The organism is Burkholderia sp. CpTa8-5 (genome assembly GCF_017815045.1).
In the GTDB taxonomy this organism is placed as follows: domain Bacteria; phylum Pseudomonadota; class Gammaproteobacteria; order Burkholderiales; family Burkholderiaceae; genus Burkholderia; species Burkholderia sola.
Map to the genome: position 1 here is coordinate 48,406 of NZ_JAGIQD010000001.1, position 16,051 is coordinate 64,456.

Below are 16,051 nucleotides of genomic sequence, written 5' to 3' on the forward strand. Positions count from 1 at the left end.
GCGCGAACCGGCTGGCTCCACCTACATTGCGCTTTTGCCCCATGTCGATCGTCCCGTTGCCCCGTCCCGTCAGCCCGTCCGCGAACGTTTACCGCGATTTTCTCGCCGCGCTGCAGGCGGCCGGCTTCGCCGGCGAAATCCATGCGGACCACGCGAACCGGACCGTGCAGGCCACCGACAACTCGATCTACCAGCGCCTGCCGCAGGCAGTGGTCTGCCCCGCGCATGCGGAAGATGTCCAACTGCTGGCCCGGCTGCTGGCCGAGCCCGCGCATCGTGACGTCGCGGTGGCCGCGCGCGGCGGCGGCACCGGCACCAACGGGCAGTCGCTGACCGACGGCATCGTCGTCGATCTGTCGCGCAACATGAACCGGATCCTCGAAATCAACGCCGAAGAGCGGTGGGTGCGCGTGCAGGCCGGTGTCGTCAAGGATCAGCTGAATGCCGCGCTGAAGCCGCACGGGCTCTTCTTCGCGCCGGAGCTGTCGACGTCGAACCGCGCGACCGTCGGCGGGATGATCAACACCGACGCGAGCGGACAGGGTAGCTGCACGTACGGCAAGACGCGCGACCACGTGCTCGAACTCGATGTCGTGCTGATGGGCGGCGAGCGGCTGCACAGCGACGCGCTCGACGATGAGGAACTGGAACGCCGCTGCGCGCGGCAGGACCGCGTCGGCAAGGTGTATCGCACCGCGCGGCGCATCAGCGACGACAAGGCCGCGCTGATCGACGCGAAATTTCCGAAGCTCAACCGCTGCCTGACCGGCTATGACCTCGCGCACCTGCGCGAAGCGGACGGCCGCTTCAACCTGAACAGCGTGCTGTGCGGCGCGGAAGGCTCGCTCGGCTTCGTCGTCGAGGCGAAGCTCAACGTGCTGCCGATCCCGAAGTTCTCGGTGCTGGTCAACGTGCGTTACGCGGGCTTCATGGACGCGCTGCGCGACGCACGCACGCTGCTCGAACTCAAGCCGCTGTCGATCGAGACGGTCGACTCGAAGGTGCTGATGCTCGCGATGAAGGACTTCGTGTGGAGCAGCGTGGCCGAGTATTTCCCGCAGGACGACGCGCGTCCGACGCTCGGCATCAACCTGATCGAATTCAGCGGCGACGACGAACACGACGTCGATGCACGCGTGCGCGCGTTCGTCGAGCATTTGCGCACCGATACGAGCGTCGAGCGTCTCGGCCATACGCTCGCGACCGGCGACGATGCAGTCAAGCGCGTGTATGCGATGCGCAAGCGTGCGGTCGGGCTACTCGGCAACGTGCAGGGCGAGGCGCGTCCGCAGCCGTTCGTCGAGGACACCGCGGTGCCGCCCGAGAACCTCGCCGCGTACATCGCCGAATTCCGCGCGCTGCTCGACGGCCACGGGTTGCGGTACGGGATGTTCGGCCACGTCGATGCGGGCGTGCTGCACGTGCGTCCGGCGCTCGACATGAAGGATCCGAAGCAGGCCGCGCTGGTGCGGCCGGTGTCGGACGCGGTGGCCGAACTCACGCAGCGCCATGGTGGCCTTTTATGGGGCGAGCATGGCAAGGGCGTGCGTTCCGAATATGCGCCGGCGTTTTTCGGCGAGCTGTATCCGTCGCTGCAGCAACTGAAGGCCGCGTTCGATCCGCACAACCAGTTCAACCCGGGCAAGATCGCGACGCCGCCGGACTCGACGCTGCGGCTGCTGAAGATCGACGAGGTGCCGACGCGCGGCGACCACGACCGGCAGATCGACGAGCGCGTGTGGCAGAGCTACGGCACCGCGATGCATTGCAACGGCAACGGCGCGTGCTACAACTTCGATCCGGACGACGCGATGTGCCCGTCGTGGAAGGCGACGCGCGAACGCGTGCAGTCGCCGAAGGGGCGCGCGTCGCTGATGCGCGAATGGTTGCGTCTGCAAGGACAGGCCGGCGTCGACGTCGTCGCGGCGGGGCGCAAACGTCAGCCGTGGCTGCGCGGGCTGGCCGAGCGCTGGCGCAACAGCCGCCACGCGCGTCATGGCGACGCCGATTTCTCGCACGAGGTGTACGACGCGATGGCCGGCTGCCTCGCATGCAAGTCGTGCGCCGGGCAGTGCCCGGTCAAGGTGAACGTGCCCGAGTTCCGCTCGCGCTTTCTCGAGCTGTATCACCAGCGTTATCTGCGGCCGTTGCGCGACTACCTGATCGGTTCGCTCGAATTCACGATGCCGTGGATGGCGCGCGTGCCCATGCTGTACAACGGGCTGATGGGCGCCGGCTGGGTGCGGACGCTGCTCGAGCGCCACGTCGGCATGGTCGACAGCCCGCTGCTGAGCCGCTTCGATCTCGCAGCCGTGATCCGCTCATGGAACGTGAAGCCGGCCGATCCGCACGCGCTGGCCGCGCTGAGCGATGCGCAGCGCGCGTGCAGCGTCGTCATCGTGCAGGACACGTTCACGCGCTATTTCGATACCGAGCAACTGGCGACGCTGATCGAGCTGGCGGCGCGCCTGGGCTTTCAGGTGTGGCTCGCGCCGCTCGCGCCGAACGGCAAGGCGCTGCACGTGCAGGGCTTTCTTCGCGCATTCGAACAGGCCGCGATCCGCAACGCGACGCAACTTGCGGCGCTGGCGCGCTCGGGTGTCGCGCTGGTCGGCCTCGATCCGGCAATGACGCTCACGTATCGGCAGGAATACCTGAAGGTGACGGGGCTCGCCGACGTACCGAAGGTCGCGCTGCCGCAGGAATGGCTGCTGGATGTGCTGCCCGAAGCCGGTGCGGGCGGGCCGACGGTTTCATATCGGTTGCTGCCGCACTGCACCGAGAAAACCAATGCGCCGGACAGCGGCAAGCAATGGACGCAGGTGTTCGCGCGTCGCGGGCTGCGCTTGCAGGTTCAGGCGGCCGGGTGCTGCGGGATGTCGGGCACGTACGGACACGAGGCGCGCAATCTCGCGACGTCGAAGACGATCTATGCGCAGTCGTGGGCCGCGCACGTCGACGGGATGGAGCAGGAAGGCGAGGCGCTGGCGACCGGGTATTCGTGTCGCAGCCAGGTGAAGCGCCTGTCGTCGAAGCAACTGCGCCATCCGTTGCAGGCGCTGCTCGATCACGTGCGGGCGGTGGGGTGACGACAGGGCGGTGCGGGACGCACGGCCGGTAACGGGGCGTCGATCGCGTGTCGAGCGGCCGTCCCCGTGCCGCTGTCGACCTTCGCCGGCGCGGGTCAGGCGTCGGCTTTCGCCGCTTTCCGCGCCCGCGGTTTTTCGGCCGCGGGAAACACGCCGACGCCGCGCGGCCGTTTCGGCTCGATCCGCATTTGCCGGATCACGCGCCGGAAGTCGATTTCGTGCGCGGCCAGCGTGCCGATCAGTTTCGCGATGACCGCGAGGTGGGAAGGGACGGTGCCCTTGCTCGAATAGTTGGTGATCGAACTTTCGTTCATCCGGATCAGCCGGGCGAACTCGCGCGCCGTCAACTGCGCCTTCTTCAACTCCTGTTGGAATTCCGCATACGCCATTGCACACATGATGCTTCGTCTCCGTGAATCAGCATTCGGCCCGCGCGGCGCCGGCGCCGACGAGTGGCGTTCCCGTCGTGCCGGCGCCGCGTCGGGTTACATCTTCACCTGGTCGAGGAAGGTCTTCTTGCCGCTCTTGTAGCCGTAGATCGAGATGATCCCGTGCGTCAGGTCGCCCTTCGCGTCGAACGTCGTCGTGCCGATCACGCCGTCGTATTTCGTCGCCGGCATCGCCGCGAGGATCTTCGCCGGGTCGGTGGAGTTCGCGCGCTTCATCGCGTCGACCGCGATGTAGACCGCGTCATACGCGAACGGCGCATCGAACTTGATGCCCTGGTTGAAACGCTTCTGGTACTTCGCGAGGAAGTCCGCGCCGCCCGGCATCTTCTCGAGCGCAGCGCCTGCCTGCGAGCACAGCACGTTGTCGGCCGCCGGGCCGGCCAGCTGGGCCAGCGAGTCGGTGCACACGCCGTCGCCGGACAGGATCTTCGCGCGCAGGCCGAGCTGTTTCGCCTGCTTCGCGAGCGGGCCGCCGGTCGCGTCCATGCCGCCGTACATGATCGCGTCGGGGTTCTCGCCCTTGATCTTCGTCAGGATCGCGCGGAAGTCGACCGCCTTGTCGTTGGTCGCGTCGTGCGACAGCACCTTCAGGCCGAGCGCCTTCGCCTTCTTCTCGAACTCGTTCGCGAGGCCTTGGCCGTACGCGGTCGAATCGTCGATCACCGCGACGCTCTTCACGCCCTTCGCCTGCGCATAGCTCGCGAGCGCCGGCCCCTGCTGCGCATCGGTCGCGACCACGCGGTAGGTCGTCTTGAAGCCCTGCTGCGTGTAGGTCGGGTTCGTGGCCGACGGCGAGATCTGCACGATGCCCGCGTCGCTGTAGATCTTCGACGCCGGAATCGACGTGCCCGAGTTCAGGTGGCCGATGACGGCGACGACCTTGTCGTCGACGAGCTTCTGCGCCACCTGCGTCGCCTGGCGCGGATCGGCCGCGTCGTCCTGCGCGTCGAGCTGCAGCGTGATCTTCTTGCCGCCGATCGTCAGGCCCTTCGCATTGATTTCCTCGACCGCGAGGCGCGCGCCGTTTTCATTGTCCTTGCCGAGGTGCGAAATGCCACCCGTCGTCGGTTCGACGCTGCCGATCTTCACGACCTGGTCGGCCATCGCGCTCGACGCGGCCGCGAACGCGGCGGCAGCCAGTGCAACGGTGATCAGGGGTTTGCAGCGCATGCCGACAGTGCTTCGTTCCATCTGCCATCTCCGAATTGAATGTCTTTCTATTGACGTCTCGACCGGCCGGCCGGGGGCCGGGGCGATCGGACGGTTTTCGCTACCCGTCATGGGCGTCGCTTGCATGGCGTCGGGCCGGGTGACTTGCCGCCCGGCCGAGGGAGCGAGCGCCTGACGCCATGCAATTCGTATGAATATATCGGAACCCGCTTCCGCTTCCGTGTGCTGCGGCGCGCCGCGGCGGCCCGCGGATTGCGGTTCGCTGTCGTGGGCCTTACGGCTGCATCCATTATTCGACCGGTCGCCACGGCGAAGCCATGGACACTGATGGGCGGTCAATCCGGAACTGTTCGGTCGATTTGTCTGCACAGTTTGGTCGGTTGCGCATCGCGTAGCCGGTTTCATGGTCGCGCTTCATCAAGCGTGATTGCCGCCGTAATGCAACTAACGGTCAAGTTCGGTGGCGCCCGCGAATGGGTGCCGATTGCACGGGCCGAACCGCGCATCCGGATCGACAAAGCCCGGGGCGTTTTTGGGGCCGGCGTCGCTTCTACATTCGGATCGTCGCGGCGGCCACGCAATTCGCTGCACGTCACGCTACGACCGCCCGCGCAACGCGACGACGACCACCCCCGCGATCGCCAGCAGGCCGCCGCACGCCGTCGCGATGCCGGGCCGCTCGCCCGTCAGCACCACCGACAGCAGCGTCGCGACCGCCGGTGTCAAATAGAGAAAGCTGGCCGCGCGCGCCGCGCCGAAGTAGCCGAGCGCGAAGGTCCAGGTCGCGTAACCGAGCGCGGCGGGAAAGACGCCGAGTACGACGACGGCCCACGCCGTGTCGCGCGACCCGCCGCCGAGCGACACGAGCGCGCCGGGCAGCCACGGCGCGAGCAGCACCGCGCCGGCCAGCAGCGTGTACGCGGTGCACGGCAGCGCGCCGTACACGGGAATCAGCCGCCGCTGCAACACGAAATAGCTGGCCGAACACAGCGCCGCGCCGAGGATCAGCGTGCTCCCCGAGCCGAGCACGAGGCCGCCGGGCTGCCCTTGTGCGATCACCGCGATGCCGGCCAGGCTGATCAGCGACCCGAGCCAGCCCCAGCGATTGAAGCGCTCGCGCAGAAACACGGCGGCCAGCAACGCGGTGAAGATCGGCAGCGTGTTCACGATGAAGCTCGCCGCGCCGGCCGACACGGTCTGTTCGCCGGTATTGAGCAGCGCGTTGTAGAGTGCGATGCCGAGCAGGCCGCACGCGAGAAAGCGCCACGCGTCGGCTTTCGTCGGCAGCGGCGGCCGTCGCCATGCGAGCCACGCGATCACGAGCAACGCGGCGGTCGCGAAGCGCGCGGCCGCGAGCTGCAGCGGCGCGAGGCCGTGCAGGCCGATCCGGATGAACGGGAACGCGGACGCCCACGAGACGATCGTGAACGCGACCGCCGCTGCCGCGATGAGCGGTTGTCGCGCGCCGCGCGACGTCGGTGACGAAAGTGTATTCATGAAGCCATGGTGCGGTGTCGCGAGATGCTAAGCTAGCGCACAGATCAACACCCGGATATGAATATGGCTCACAGCTCGGGGGCACGGCGGGCCGACGGTCCGGCGCCGGTGCGCCCGGTGGCCGCCGCGCCGATGCCGGCCCCGCGGCCGCCGCTCGCGAGCCTCGAGACGGTCTGCACGGTGGCGCGCGAAGGTTCGTTTCTCGCGGCCGCCGACGTCTCCGGCGTCACGCACGGCGCGATCAGCCGACGGGTGGCCGCCGTGGAAAACTGGCTCGGGATGGCGCTGTTCGAACGGCATGCGCGCGGCGTGCGCCTGACGCCGGACGGGCAGCGCTTCGTCGGCCGGATCGAGCAGGCGTTTGCGATCATCGACAGCGCGGCCGATCAGTGGCGCTCGCCGCGCACGCCGCGGCTGGTCCGGATGAGCGTGGTGCCCGCGTTCGCGCAGCTGTGGCTGCTGGAGCGGCAGCAGATGCTCGAGCGTGAAGCGCCCGCGTTGCGCATCGAGCTCGGTATCGAGCTGCGCAACGTGGATATCGCCGGCGGTGAAGCGGATCTGTCGATCCGGTACGGGCGCGGCAACTGGCGTCGGCTCGACACCCGGCCGTTCATGCCGGAACGGCTGTATCCGGTCGCCCATCCGCGGCTCGCCGCGCAACTGGCCAGGATGCGCCGCGCAACGGCCGACGCCGCGCTGCTCGACATGCCGTTGCTGCACGATTCCGACGTGACCGGCTGGCGCACGTGGTTCGACGCGCTCGGCATTCCGTTCAAGCCGCGTGCGCAGGATCGCCGGTTCGAGGATTACAACCTCGTGCTCGCGGCGGCCGAAGCGGGGCTGGGCGTGGCGCTTGCGCGAACGCCGCTGGCGGATGCGTATCTGCAGCGAAGTGCGCTCGTGCGCGTGAGCCGCCACGAGGTCGATTCGCTGCTCAGCTATCACTTCGTGCATGCGAAGGGCGAGAGTCGGCCGGAGGTGCTCGCGTTGATGGAGCGGATGGTGAAGGCGCTGCGGTAGCGCGCACCCGGCGGTTCGCGCAGGCGACCGCTTCGGCACGCACGTCACGCGTGTGGCGGGCCGCCTGTCACGTTCGCTCGGCCGCGGCCGCCGAATCGTTACAATGCAGCCGCGGAATACGGCGAGATCGCCGCAGTGAAGCGGAATCGAGCCTTTGCCCGACGGCAGGGCAATCACCAACCATGACAGTACGGGTTCAAATTTGCACAAAAGGGAACCGATGAATAGACCAGACAAATCGTCGAAAGCGCGTGCGGCGCTGGATCAACTTTTTTCCGGCCTGGCGCCCACGGACGCGAAGCGCGAATCGCCGCGTCCGGGCAATCCGTTCGCAACGGACGACGAGGTGTCGAGCGCATCCGGCGGTCGCGGCGGGGTGGAAGTCACGCTGTCGACCCGCATCCAGCTGCGCGGTTATCCGAGCGCCGACGCGTTCATGAAGCGCATGGCCGAAGCGTGGGGCCTCGAGTGGGGTGCGTACGACAGCGTCCGCGCGGTGGCGACGCTGCCGGCCGGATGGCGCTCGCGCCGGCTGCCGGAAGTCACGCAGATCGTCGACGAACGCGACGTGCTGCGCGCCGAGAGCAGCCTGCAGGGTGGCGAGATGTCGTATCTGAAGGTGCATCCGCGCTACTACATCGATGCGCGCAAGCGTTTCGGCTGGAGCAAGTCGTCGAAGGCATCCGACGATCCGGATCTCGACGGCCCCGACTGGAACTGCTTCGTGATCGATCGGGAAAAGTCCGTCGAAGTGCACGAACTGACGACGTCGTCGTTGAAGGCCGACATGGACAATGCCCGCGCGACGCTGTTGAAATGGCTGGACGAGCACTATCCGAAACATCGCGACCCGTTTGCGTACTGGTCGGACTGCGAAGGGGCGTAGTACGCCGGTTTGCACGGCGGTTCGCTTGATGCATCGATCGGGCCGCCATGAGGACGAGCATTGAAGCAAGCGCGTGTGGTGTCGATTCTCTGGGCAGCGTTTGGCGCGGCGGTCGGATCGACCGTCATCGAATTGCTGCTCTGGGCAATCGCCGGCGATGACGCCATCCAGAATCTGTTCCGCGACGCGCGCCTCACGACCGCGATCGTGATGGGGCGAAGCGTGCTCGGGCCGTCCGGCGGCTTCGATCCGCTGGTGATGGGCGTGGCGACGCTCGTGCATGCGATGCTTTCGCTCGTCTATGCGGCCGTGCTGGCACGGCTGGTCCGCAGTCTGTCGTGCGTGGCCGCGCTGTTCGCGGGCGGCGCGTTCGGGCTGCTCCTGTACGGCGTGAACCTGTACGGGTTCACGGCGATCTTTCCGTGGTTCATCCCGGTTCGCGGCGCGATCACGCTGATCGCTCATCTGGTCTTCGGGATCACGGCAGCCGCGGTCTACTATGCGGCCCGACGCGAATCGGCGTAATGGCTTCGAACCTGCTGCGTTGCGGTATGGCGCGCACGGCGGTGCGCGCCTGTCGGAACGATCGTCGTGCGACGCGACGATCAGAACTTGTGGCGGATGCCGACGATCGCGAGTTCCTGCGTATCGGTGCCCGAGTTCACGCCGTACGAGCCGACCGACGCGGCCGCTTTCACGGTCGCCCCGCTCGCGTTGAGCGTGTTGCCGCTCGCTTTCTGATAGCCGAACAGCGCATACAGGTCGGTGCGCTTCGACAGCGCGTAATCCGCGCCGAGGTTGACCTGGTTGTAGTGCGCGGAAGCCGGGCCCGTCAGCGACGTGTAGTTGTAGCCGACGCCCGCGCGCAGCGCCGGCGAGAACTGCCAGTTGAAGAACGCCGAGCCGTTGTTGAACTTCGCGTTCTGGCTGAATGCCGACAGCGTGTCCGCGCCGTACTGCGTGTTCGAATACGCGAGGCCGAAGGTCGCCGGCCCGGCCACGTACTGGCCGGCCACGCGCACGATCTGGATCGACTTCGCACTCGAGAAGCCCTGGTTGATCACGGTGTTGAAGAGCGTGTCCGAGCTGCTCGACCACGTGCGCACGCCGTTCGCGACCGTCGTGCCGCCGTTCGCGTAGAAGAAGCCGGCGCCGAGCGACAGCGGGCCGTTCGCGTAGCTCGCGCCGAAGCTGTACGTGCGGCCGCTGCCGGTCGCGCCGGCGACGCCGCCGAAGCCGTACAGCGCCGCGAACTGGAAGCCGGCGATCAGCGGGCTCGTGTATTTCACCGAGTTGCTGACGCGCAGGCTGTTGTCGTAGTTGTCGAGATCGCCCGGCGTCGCGAACACGCCGCCGAAGTAGTTGTCCTGCGTGAGGCCCTGCACGAGATCGACGACCGGATCGTACTGGCGGCCGAGCGTCACGGTGCCGTACGTGCTGCTTGCGAGGCCGACGACGGCCTTGCGGCCGAATTCGCGCTGGCCCTGGCCGAGCGCGCCGGTGCCGATGTTGAAGCCGTTCTCGAGCTGGAACAGCGCGGACAGGCCGCTGCCGAGATCCTCGATGCCGCGCAGCCCCCAGCGGCTGCCCGACAGGTTGCCGCTGCTGAACTTCACGAGGCTCGACGCGTTGCTGCCGTTCGCGTTTTGCGCGTTGTGGACGTACGCGATGCCCGCGTCGGCGATCCCATACAGCGTGACGCTGCTTTGTGCGTGGGCGCCAGCGGCGAAGAGCGTGGCCGGCAGGGCGAGCAGCGCGAATGACCGGATCTGTTTCATGGTTGGATTCCCCCGTTGGTCGATTGGCCTGACGAATCGGTGAACGATACGGACGGCGTATCGTCGAGGGAACCAATAAATTGTCGGATCGTTATGAGGCGACGCGGCGATGGATGCGCGCGCAACGGATTGACGCGCGGCATGCGGATCGCTCGTGCATCGTCACAGGCAGTCCCTACTCCGCCACGCTTTCCGCGTCCGCCGTCTCGCCGAGGAACCCGCCGCTCTGGTGCGCCCACAGCGCCGCGTAGATGCCGCCCGCCTGCAGCAACTGCTGGTGCGTGCCTTCCTCGACGATGCGCCCTTCGTCGAGCACGATCAGCCGGTCCATCGCGGCGATCGTCGACAGCCGGTGCGCGATCGCGATCACCGTCTTGCCGCTCATCAGCGTGTCGAGGCTGCGCTGGATCGCGACTTCGACCTCGGAATCGAGCGCGCTGGTCGCTTCGTCGAGCACGAGGATCGGCGCATCCTTGAGCATCACGCGCGCGATCGCGACGCGCTGGCGCTGGCCGCCCGACAGCTTCACGCCGCGCTCGCCGACTTCGACGTCGTAGCCGCTGCGGCCGTGGCGGTCGCGCAGCCGGTCGATGAACTCGGCCGCTTCCGCGCGCACGGCCGCGTCCTGCATCTCGCGCTCGGTCGCGTCGGGGCGGCCGTACAGCAGGTTTTCGCGCATCGTCCGGTGCAGCAGCGACGTATCCTGCGTGACCATCCCGATCGCGGCGCGCAGGCTGTCCTGCGTGACGTGCGCGATGTCCTGTCCGTCGATCCGGATCGCGCCGCCGCCCACGTCGTAGAAGCGCAGCAGCAGGTTCACGAGCGTCGATTTGCCGGCGCCCGAGCGGCCGATCAAGCCGATCCGCTCGCCCGGCCGGATCGTCAGGTTCAGCCCGTCGAATACCGCGCGATCGTTGTCCTCGTGCGCGAACTGCACGTTGTCGAACACGATCTCGCCGCGCTGCACCGTAAGCGGCTTCGCATCGGGCGCGTCGACCACGCTGCGCACCTTCGTCAGCGTGTTGATGCCGTCCTGGATCGTGCCGACGTTCTCGAACAGTTCCGTCATTTCCCACATGATCCAGTGCGAGTAGCTCGACAGGCGCAGCGCCATCGCGATCACGGCCGCGACGACGCCCGCGCTCGCCTCGCCGTGCATCCACAGAGACAGCGCGAGCCCGGCCGAGCCGACCAGCAGCAGCGTCGACAGCAGGTGGTTGACGATCTCGAACGCGCTGACGAGCCGCATCTGCGCGTCGCCGGTCGCCTTGAACGCCTCCATCGCGTGGCGCGCGTGGTCGGCTTCCCGCCGCGTATGCGAGAACAGCTTCACGGTCGTGATGTTCGAATACGCGTCGGTGATGCGGCCCGTCATCAGCGCGCGCGCGTCGGCCTGCCGGCTGCCGACCGCGCCGAGGCGCGGCACGAAATACGCGCATGCCGCGCCGTAGCCGAGCGCCCACAGCGCGAGCGGTATCATCAGCCGCCAGTCGAAGCTCGCGGCGAGCACGAGGATGCCGATCAGGTACGCGGTGACGCCGATCACGACGTCGACCGACATGAACAGCGCGTCGCGCACCGCGAGCGCCGTCTGCATGATCTTGGTCGTCACGCGGCCCGCGAACTCGTTCGCGTAGAACGACAGGCTCTGGTCGAGCATCAGCCGGTGAAACAGCCAGCGCAGCCGCATCGGAAAGTTGATCGCGAGTACCTGGTGCTTGACCATCGTATGCAGTGCGATCAGCAGCGCGCTGCCGACGAGAATCGCCGCGAAACCGGCGAGCGTGCCGAAGTGGCGGCCGCCGAATCCGGCCGGCGTCGACGACGACAGCCAGTCGACCACGTGCCCCATCATCGCGAACAACGCGGCTTCGTACGCGGCCAGCGCGGCCGACGTCAATGCGATCAGCAGGATCCAGCCGCGCGCGCCTTTCGTGCACGCCCAGACGAACGAGAAGAATCCCTTCGGCGGCGTGACGGGATCTTCGAGCGGGAAAGTCGGCAGGCGCCGTTCAAACCACGAATACATCGACTTGTTCTCCTTATACGGCCCGACGCGGCGGGCGGGCCGATGATACCGGGCCGGATGCGAGGCGGTCATCGTGTGCCGGCCCATCCGTCCGGGCGATGGACGTCGCGCAGCGCCCGGCCAAGTTTCAAGTGTCGCATCGATTCGATCGTGCTGCAGGCCGGTTGTAAGCCGCGCCGGCCGTGCGAATGGCGCCGGACTTGCGCACCGGGCTCGCGGGAAGGCTCATCGCACGCGTCCCGAAAAAACCGCTTGACTCTCTATCTATGAGTAGATAAAGTTCGATCCATGGAAACGAAACCGACCGTCCGCGAACAGATTCTCGACCACGCGATCACGTTGATGATGCAGCGCGGTTACAACGGCTTCAGCTATCGAGACCTGTCCGACCTGGTTGGCGTGAAGACGTCGAGCATCCACTACTACTTCCCGTTGAAAGACGATCTCGTGCTGGAAGCGGTGGCGGCCTACAGCGACGAAGTCCTCGCGGCCGTGCAGGCGATCGATCCGGCGTTGCCGGCCGACGTGAAGCTGAGCCTGTACACGAAGATGTTCGGCCGCACGCTCGGCGACGGCAATTTGATCTGTCTGTGCGGGATGCTCGCGTCCGACATCGAAACCTTGCCGGAGAACGTGCGGCAGGCCGTGCAGGCGTTCTTCAAGGCCAACGAAAGCTGGCTTGCGGAATTGCTCGCGCAAGGCGCGAAGGAAGGCACGCTGCAGTTCAGCGGCGAGCCGGAAACCGCGGCGCGCACGTTGTATGCGGCGTTCCAGGGCAGCGTGCTGGCCAGCCGGTTGTTTCACACGCGGGCGCGTCTCGAGGACGTCGAGTCCGTCTGGAAAACGCGGTCCTGACGGACGGCGCAAGCAGGGAGGCGGTTCGCCGCCTTTTTATTGAATCTCGTTGTCTATCATGTAGTAGATAGATAATCTGGCGCAGGCGGGATCATTCGGCTGCATTTTTTGGGGATGTTTGTCTATCTATGAGTAGATAAACAAATGCGACGCCGGTGCGGAATCCGCCGGCACGCCGTCCCCGGTTCGAAGGGTGTTTCATTCACTTGCTGAAAAGGAGTCTGTCATGTCGATCGAAAAAGTGCTGTACCGCGCCCATGCAAAAGCCACCGGCGGCCGCGACGGCCGTGCGACGGTGCCCGAAAGCGGCCTCGACCTGAAGCTGACCACGCCGCGCGAGCTCGGCGGCGCGGGCGGTGCGGGCGCGAACCCCGAACAACTGTTCGCCGCCGGCTACAGCGCGTGCTTCATCGGCGCGATGAAGTTCGTCGCGGCGCGCGACAAGATCGCGATCCCCGCGGACGCGGCGATCGAAGGCAGCGTCGGCATCGGCGCGATCCCGAACGGCTTCGGCATCGAAGTCGAGCTGAAGATCTCGTTGCCGGGCCTCGATCGCGACATCGCGCAAACGCTGATCGACCGCGCGCACGTCGTCTGCCCGTACTCGAACGCGACGCGCGGCAACATCGACGTCACGCTCACGCTCGTCCAATAAGTCGCACTGCCAACCATTCATCGCCATTCGAAGATTCGACCAAGGAGTCGCACCATGAAGATCGTCAAGCCGCTGCTGATCGCCGCCGCCGTTGCAGCCGCCCTGTCCACCGCGCCTGCCGCGTTCGCCGCCGGCGCCGATGCCGTCGGTCCCGACGCGAAGACGAGCGCGTTCCTCGCCGCGCTGAACGGCCAGAAGGGCCCGGGCCTCGAAACGTTGAGCCCCGCGAAGGCGCGCCAGGTGCTGGTCGACGCGCAGAACGGCGTGAAGGTCGATCTGTCCGGCATCGACGTGTCGAACCGCACGATCGAACAGGACGGCCTGTCGGTGCCGGTCACGATCGTGCGCCCGCAAGGCGTGACGGGCACGCTGCCGGTATTCGTGTTCATCCACGGCGGCGGCTGGGTGCTCGGCGATTTCCCGACGCACGAGCGCCTCGTGCGCGATCTCGTCGTGCAGTCGGGCGCCGTCGCGGTATTCGTGAACTACACGCCGTCGCCGGAAGCGCGTTATCCGGTCGCGATCAACCAGGCGTATGCGGCGACGAAGTGGGTGGCCGCGCACGGCGCGGAGATCGGCGTCGACGGCAGCCGCCTCGCGGTGGTCGGCAACAGCGTCGGTGGGAACATGTCGGCCGTCGTCGCGCTGATGGCGAAGGACAAGGGCGGCCCCGCGATCCGCTTCCAGGGGCTGATGTGGCCGGTCACGGACCACAATTTCAACACGGGTTCGTACAACGCGTATCAGCAAGGCCACTTCCTGACGCGGCCGCTGATGAAGTGGTTCTGGGACGCCTATACGAAGAACGAAGCGCAACGCAACGAGATCTACGCATCGCCGCTGCGCGCGAGCGTCGCGCAGTTGAAGGGGCTGCCGCCCGCGCTGATCCAGGTCGCGCAGTTCGACGTGTTGCGTGACGAAGGCGAAGCGTACGGCCGCAAGCTCGACGCGGCCGGCGTGGACGCGACGACCACGCGCTACGACGGCACGATCCATGATTTCGGCCTGCTGAACGCGCTGGCCGACGATGCGCCGACGAAGGCCGCGACGAAGGCGATGGCCAATGAAATCGCGACGCGGCTGAAGTAACGCGGTCGACGGCCATTCGAACTTGAACGACAGGACGGCGGGCACGTTGCCCGCCGTTTTTGCGTGCGGGCGTTTCGTTCATGCCCGGCAGCGTGTCGATCACCCAATCGCGCCCGGCCGCCGGCATTGTTGGTACGATCGCGCGTATCGTTCACGCCGGCGTCGCCAGCCGCCGGCTCATCGGCCGCGCTTGCACGGCAGCGCGGCCACGTTCGGGAGAAGCGGTTCATGTTGCAGGCGTTCGCGGTCTTGCTGATCTTCCAGTGTCTCGGGGAAGGCGTGTCTTATCTGTTCGGCTTGCCGGTGCCGGGCCCCGTGATCGGCATGCTGCTGCTGTTCGGCTTCGTGATGCTGCGCCCGCAGGCGGCCGATGCGATCGAGCCGACCGCGCTCGAGCTGCTGCGTCACCTGTCGCTGCTGTTCGTGCCGGCCGGCGTCGGCATCATGGTGTCGGCCGACCGCGTGCGCGGCGACGCGGCCGCGGTCGTCGTCGCGCTGGCCGTCAGCACCACGCTCGCGATCGCGGTGACGGCGCTCGTCACGCGCGCGTTGCTGCGGCGCCAGCGCCGCGCGGGCGGCACCGCGGAGGGTGCGCAATGACGGCGTTCCCGAAGCTTGGCGCGATCTGGGTCTATCTCGCCGCGAGCCCGCTGCTCGGCCTGACCATCACGCTGGTCGCGTATCTGTTCGCGCAGGCCGTCTATGCGCGGGCGCGTTTCAATCCGCTCGCGAATCCGGTGCTGATCGCGGTCGCGATGATCGTCGTGCTGCTGACGCTCACGCATACGCCGTATCCGACGTATTTCGAAGGTGCGCAGTTCGTCCATTTCCTGCTCGGCCCCGCGACCGTCGCGCTCGCGCTGCCGCTGTACCGCCAGTGGTCGAAGCTGCGGCGCAGCGCGCTGCCGCTGCTCGTCGGCCTGCTCGCGGGTTCGCTGACGGCGATCGTGTCGGCGGTCGGCATCGCCGCGCTGTTCGGGGCGTCGCACCAGACGATCGCGTCGCTCGCGCCGAAATCGGCGACGACGCCGATCGCGATGGCCGTCGCCGCCGAGATCGGCGGCATTCCGTCGCTCACCGCCGTGCTCGTGATCTCGACCGGGATCTTCGGCGCGGTGTGCGCGCGCGGCATCCTCAATCTGCTGCGGATCGACGAGCCGGCCGTGCGCGGCTTCGCGCTCGGCGTCGCGTCGCACGGGATCGGCACCGCGCGCGCGTTCCAGGTCAGCGAGGAAGCCGGCGCGTTCGCCGGGCTCGGAATGGGGCTGAACGGCGTGCTGACGGCATTCGTCGTACCGGTCCTGCTGCCGGTGCTGTCGCGCTGGATCTGAGCGTCGGCCCGCGCCCGCCCCGGGTATCGGTTTCCCCGATGGCGCGGACGGCACGCCGAAAGGGCGGCGCACCCGGCGCGCATGTATCGTTGACGTTATCAGGACAATTCAGGAACGCACACGGACATTTGCGCGCCGATCGGCTAACGTTGCATCGGCGCCGTTGTCGCAAGCCATCGCGTGCACGCCGGTGTCCGACCCAC

At 67.2% G+C, this 16,051-nt stretch carries 14 protein-coding genes; 9 read left to right on the forward strand and 5 right to left on the reverse strand.

The genetic code is table 11. The features are described from left to right. Nucleotides 1-41 precede the first annotated feature (41 nt). Entirely contained in the window at nt 42-3,089 is a 3,048-nt protein-coding gene (locus J8I35_RS00210) for an FAD-binding and (Fe-S)-binding domain-containing protein (RefSeq protein ID WP_209924175.1), read from the forward strand. Nucleotides 3,090-3,184: 95 nt separating this feature from the next. Here the strand turns inward: J8I35_RS00210 and J8I35_RS00215 are convergent, their stop codons facing one another. The 3 genes from J8I35_RS00215 to J8I35_RS00225 form a co-directional block, all read right to left on the reverse strand. After that, a complete protein-coding gene (locus tag J8I35_RS00215) occupies nt 3,185-3,487 on the reverse strand; it encodes a hypothetical protein (RefSeq protein ID WP_050015635.1) in 303 nt (100 codons plus the stop codon). An 87-nt stretch (nt 3,488-3,574) separates the two neighbouring features. Then, nucleotides 3,575-4,729, reverse strand: a complete 1,155-nt coding sequence (locus J8I35_RS00220) for a branched-chain amino acid ABC transporter substrate-binding protein (protein ID WP_050015633.1) — start codon at nt 4,727-4,729, stop codon at nt 3,575-3,577. Between the two features lie 576 nt (nt 4,730-5,305). Further along, complete coding sequence (locus J8I35_RS00225) at nt 5,306-6,205, reverse strand: EamA family transporter (RefSeq protein ID WP_124555163.1); 900 nt, start codon at nt 6,203-6,205, stop codon at nt 5,306-5,308. 57 nt (nt 6,206-6,262) lie between these two features. Here J8I35_RS00225 and J8I35_RS00230 point away from each other — a divergent pair, with 57 nt between their 5' ends. The 3 genes from J8I35_RS00230 to J8I35_RS00240 all read left to right on the forward strand — a co-directional run bounded on the left by J8I35_RS00230 (nt 6,263) and on the right by J8I35_RS00240 (nt 8,636). Then, complete coding sequence (locus tag J8I35_RS00230) at nt 6,263-7,225, forward strand: LysR substrate-binding domain-containing protein (protein ID WP_209924176.1); 963 nt, start codon at nt 6,263-6,265, stop codon at nt 7,223-7,225. 220 nt (nt 7,226-7,445) lie between these two features. Beyond that, entirely contained in the window at nt 7,446-8,111 is a 666-nt protein-coding gene (locus J8I35_RS00235; RefSeq protein WP_050015628.1) for a hypothetical protein, read from the forward strand. 60 nt (nt 8,112-8,171) lie between these two features. Next, nucleotides 8,172-8,636, forward strand: coding sequence for a sodium:proline symporter (locus J8I35_RS00240; RefSeq protein ID WP_209924177.1), 465 nt, complete (start codon nt 8,172-8,174; stop codon nt 8,634-8,636). Between the two features lie 80 nt (nt 8,637-8,716). On the opposite strand, the gene J8I35_RS00245 is transcribed toward J8I35_RS00240, so the two are convergent. Beyond that, entirely contained in the window at nt 8,717-9,889 is a 1,173-nt protein-coding gene (locus J8I35_RS00245) for a porin (protein ID WP_209924178.1), read from the reverse strand. 175 nt (nt 9,890-10,064) lie between these two features. Further along, the gene (locus tag J8I35_RS00250; protein WP_209924179.1) at nt 10,065-11,918 is read right to left on the reverse strand and encodes an ABC transporter ATP-binding protein; all 1,854 of its coding nucleotides are present in this window, start codon (nt 11,916-11,918) and stop codon (nt 10,065-10,067) included. Nucleotides 11,919-12,206: 288 nt separating this feature from the next. On the opposite strand from J8I35_RS00250, the gene J8I35_RS00255 reads away from it, so the two are divergent. The 5 genes from J8I35_RS00255 to J8I35_RS00275 all read left to right on the forward strand — a co-directional run bounded on the left by J8I35_RS00255 (nt 12,207) and on the right by J8I35_RS00275 (nt 15,848). After that, nucleotides 12,207-12,773 (forward strand): TetR/AcrR family transcriptional regulator, encoded by a 567-nt coding sequence (locus tag J8I35_RS00255; RefSeq protein ID WP_209924180.1) that lies wholly within the window; start codon nt 12,207-12,209, stop codon nt 12,771-12,773. A gap of 226 nt (nt 12,774-12,999) precedes the next feature. Then, entirely contained in the window at nt 13,000-13,428 is a 429-nt protein-coding gene (locus J8I35_RS00260; protein ID WP_050015594.1) for an organic hydroperoxide resistance protein, read from the forward strand. A 54-nt stretch (nt 13,429-13,482) separates the two neighbouring features. Next, the gene (locus tag J8I35_RS00265) at nt 13,483-14,517 is read left to right on the forward strand and encodes an alpha/beta hydrolase (protein WP_124555149.1); all 1,035 of its coding nucleotides are present in this window, start codon (nt 13,483-13,485) and stop codon (nt 14,515-14,517) included. A gap of 228 nt (nt 14,518-14,745) precedes the next feature. Further along, nucleotides 14,746-15,117: a CidA/LrgA family protein gene (locus J8I35_RS00270; RefSeq protein ID WP_089490138.1), complete on the forward strand. Its 372-nt coding sequence runs from the start codon at nt 14,746-14,748 to the stop codon at nt 15,115-15,117. After that, nucleotides 15,114-15,848 (forward strand): LrgB family protein, encoded by a 735-nt coding sequence (locus J8I35_RS00275; protein WP_050015589.1) that lies wholly within the window; start codon nt 15,114-15,116, stop codon nt 15,846-15,848. The genes J8I35_RS00270 and J8I35_RS00275 overlap by 4 nt, the downstream gene beginning before the upstream one ends. Nucleotides 15,849-16,051 lie beyond the last annotated feature (203 nt).

What these genes read in the sequence shown, in the direction of transcription:
- J8I35_RS00225 (WP_124555163.1), bottom strand. Translation starts at nt 6,205, where the DNA reads ATGAATACACTTTCGTCACCGACGTCGCGCGGCGCGCGACAACCGCTC.
- J8I35_RS00270 (WP_089490138.1), top strand. Translation starts at nt 14,746, where the DNA reads ATGTTGCAGGCGTTCGCGGTCTTGCTGATCTTCCAGTGTCTCGGGGAA.
- J8I35_RS00250 (WP_209924179.1), bottom strand. Translation starts at nt 11,918, where the DNA reads ATGTATTCGTGGTTTGAACGGCGCCTGCCGACTTTCCCGCTCGAAGAT.
- J8I35_RS00275 (WP_050015589.1), top strand. Translation starts at nt 15,114, where the DNA reads ATGACGGCGTTCCCGAAGCTTGGCGCGATCTGGGTCTATCTCGCCGCG.
- J8I35_RS00210 (WP_209924175.1), top strand. Translation starts at nt 42, where the DNA reads ATGTCGATCGTCCCGTTGCCCCGTCCCGTCAGCCCGTCCGCGAACGTT.
- J8I35_RS00260 (WP_050015594.1), top strand. Translation starts at nt 13,000, where the DNA reads ATGTCGATCGAAAAAGTGCTGTACCGCGCCCATGCAAAAGCCACCGGC.
- J8I35_RS00220 (WP_050015633.1), bottom strand. Translation starts at nt 4,729, where the DNA reads ATGGAACGAAGCACTGTCGGCATGCGCTGCAAACCCCTGATCACCGTT.
- J8I35_RS00255 (WP_209924180.1), top strand. Translation starts at nt 12,207, where the DNA reads ATGGAAACGAAACCGACCGTCCGCGAACAGATTCTCGACCACGCGATC.
- J8I35_RS00265 (WP_124555149.1), top strand. Translation starts at nt 13,483, where the DNA reads ATGAAGATCGTCAAGCCGCTGCTGATCGCCGCCGCCGTTGCAGCCGCC.
- J8I35_RS00235 (WP_050015628.1), top strand. Translation starts at nt 7,446, where the DNA reads ATGAATAGACCAGACAAATCGTCGAAAGCGCGTGCGGCGCTGGATCAA.
- J8I35_RS00245 (WP_209924178.1), bottom strand. Translation starts at nt 9,889, where the DNA reads ATGAAACAGATCCGGTCATTCGCGCTGCTCGCCCTGCCGGCCACGCTC.
- J8I35_RS00230 (WP_209924176.1), top strand. Translation starts at nt 6,263, where the DNA reads ATGAATATGGCTCACAGCTCGGGGGCACGGCGGGCCGACGGTCCGGCG.
- J8I35_RS00215 (WP_050015635.1), bottom strand. Translation starts at nt 3,487, where the DNA reads ATGTGTGCAATGGCGTATGCGGAATTCCAACAGGAGTTGAAGAAGGCG.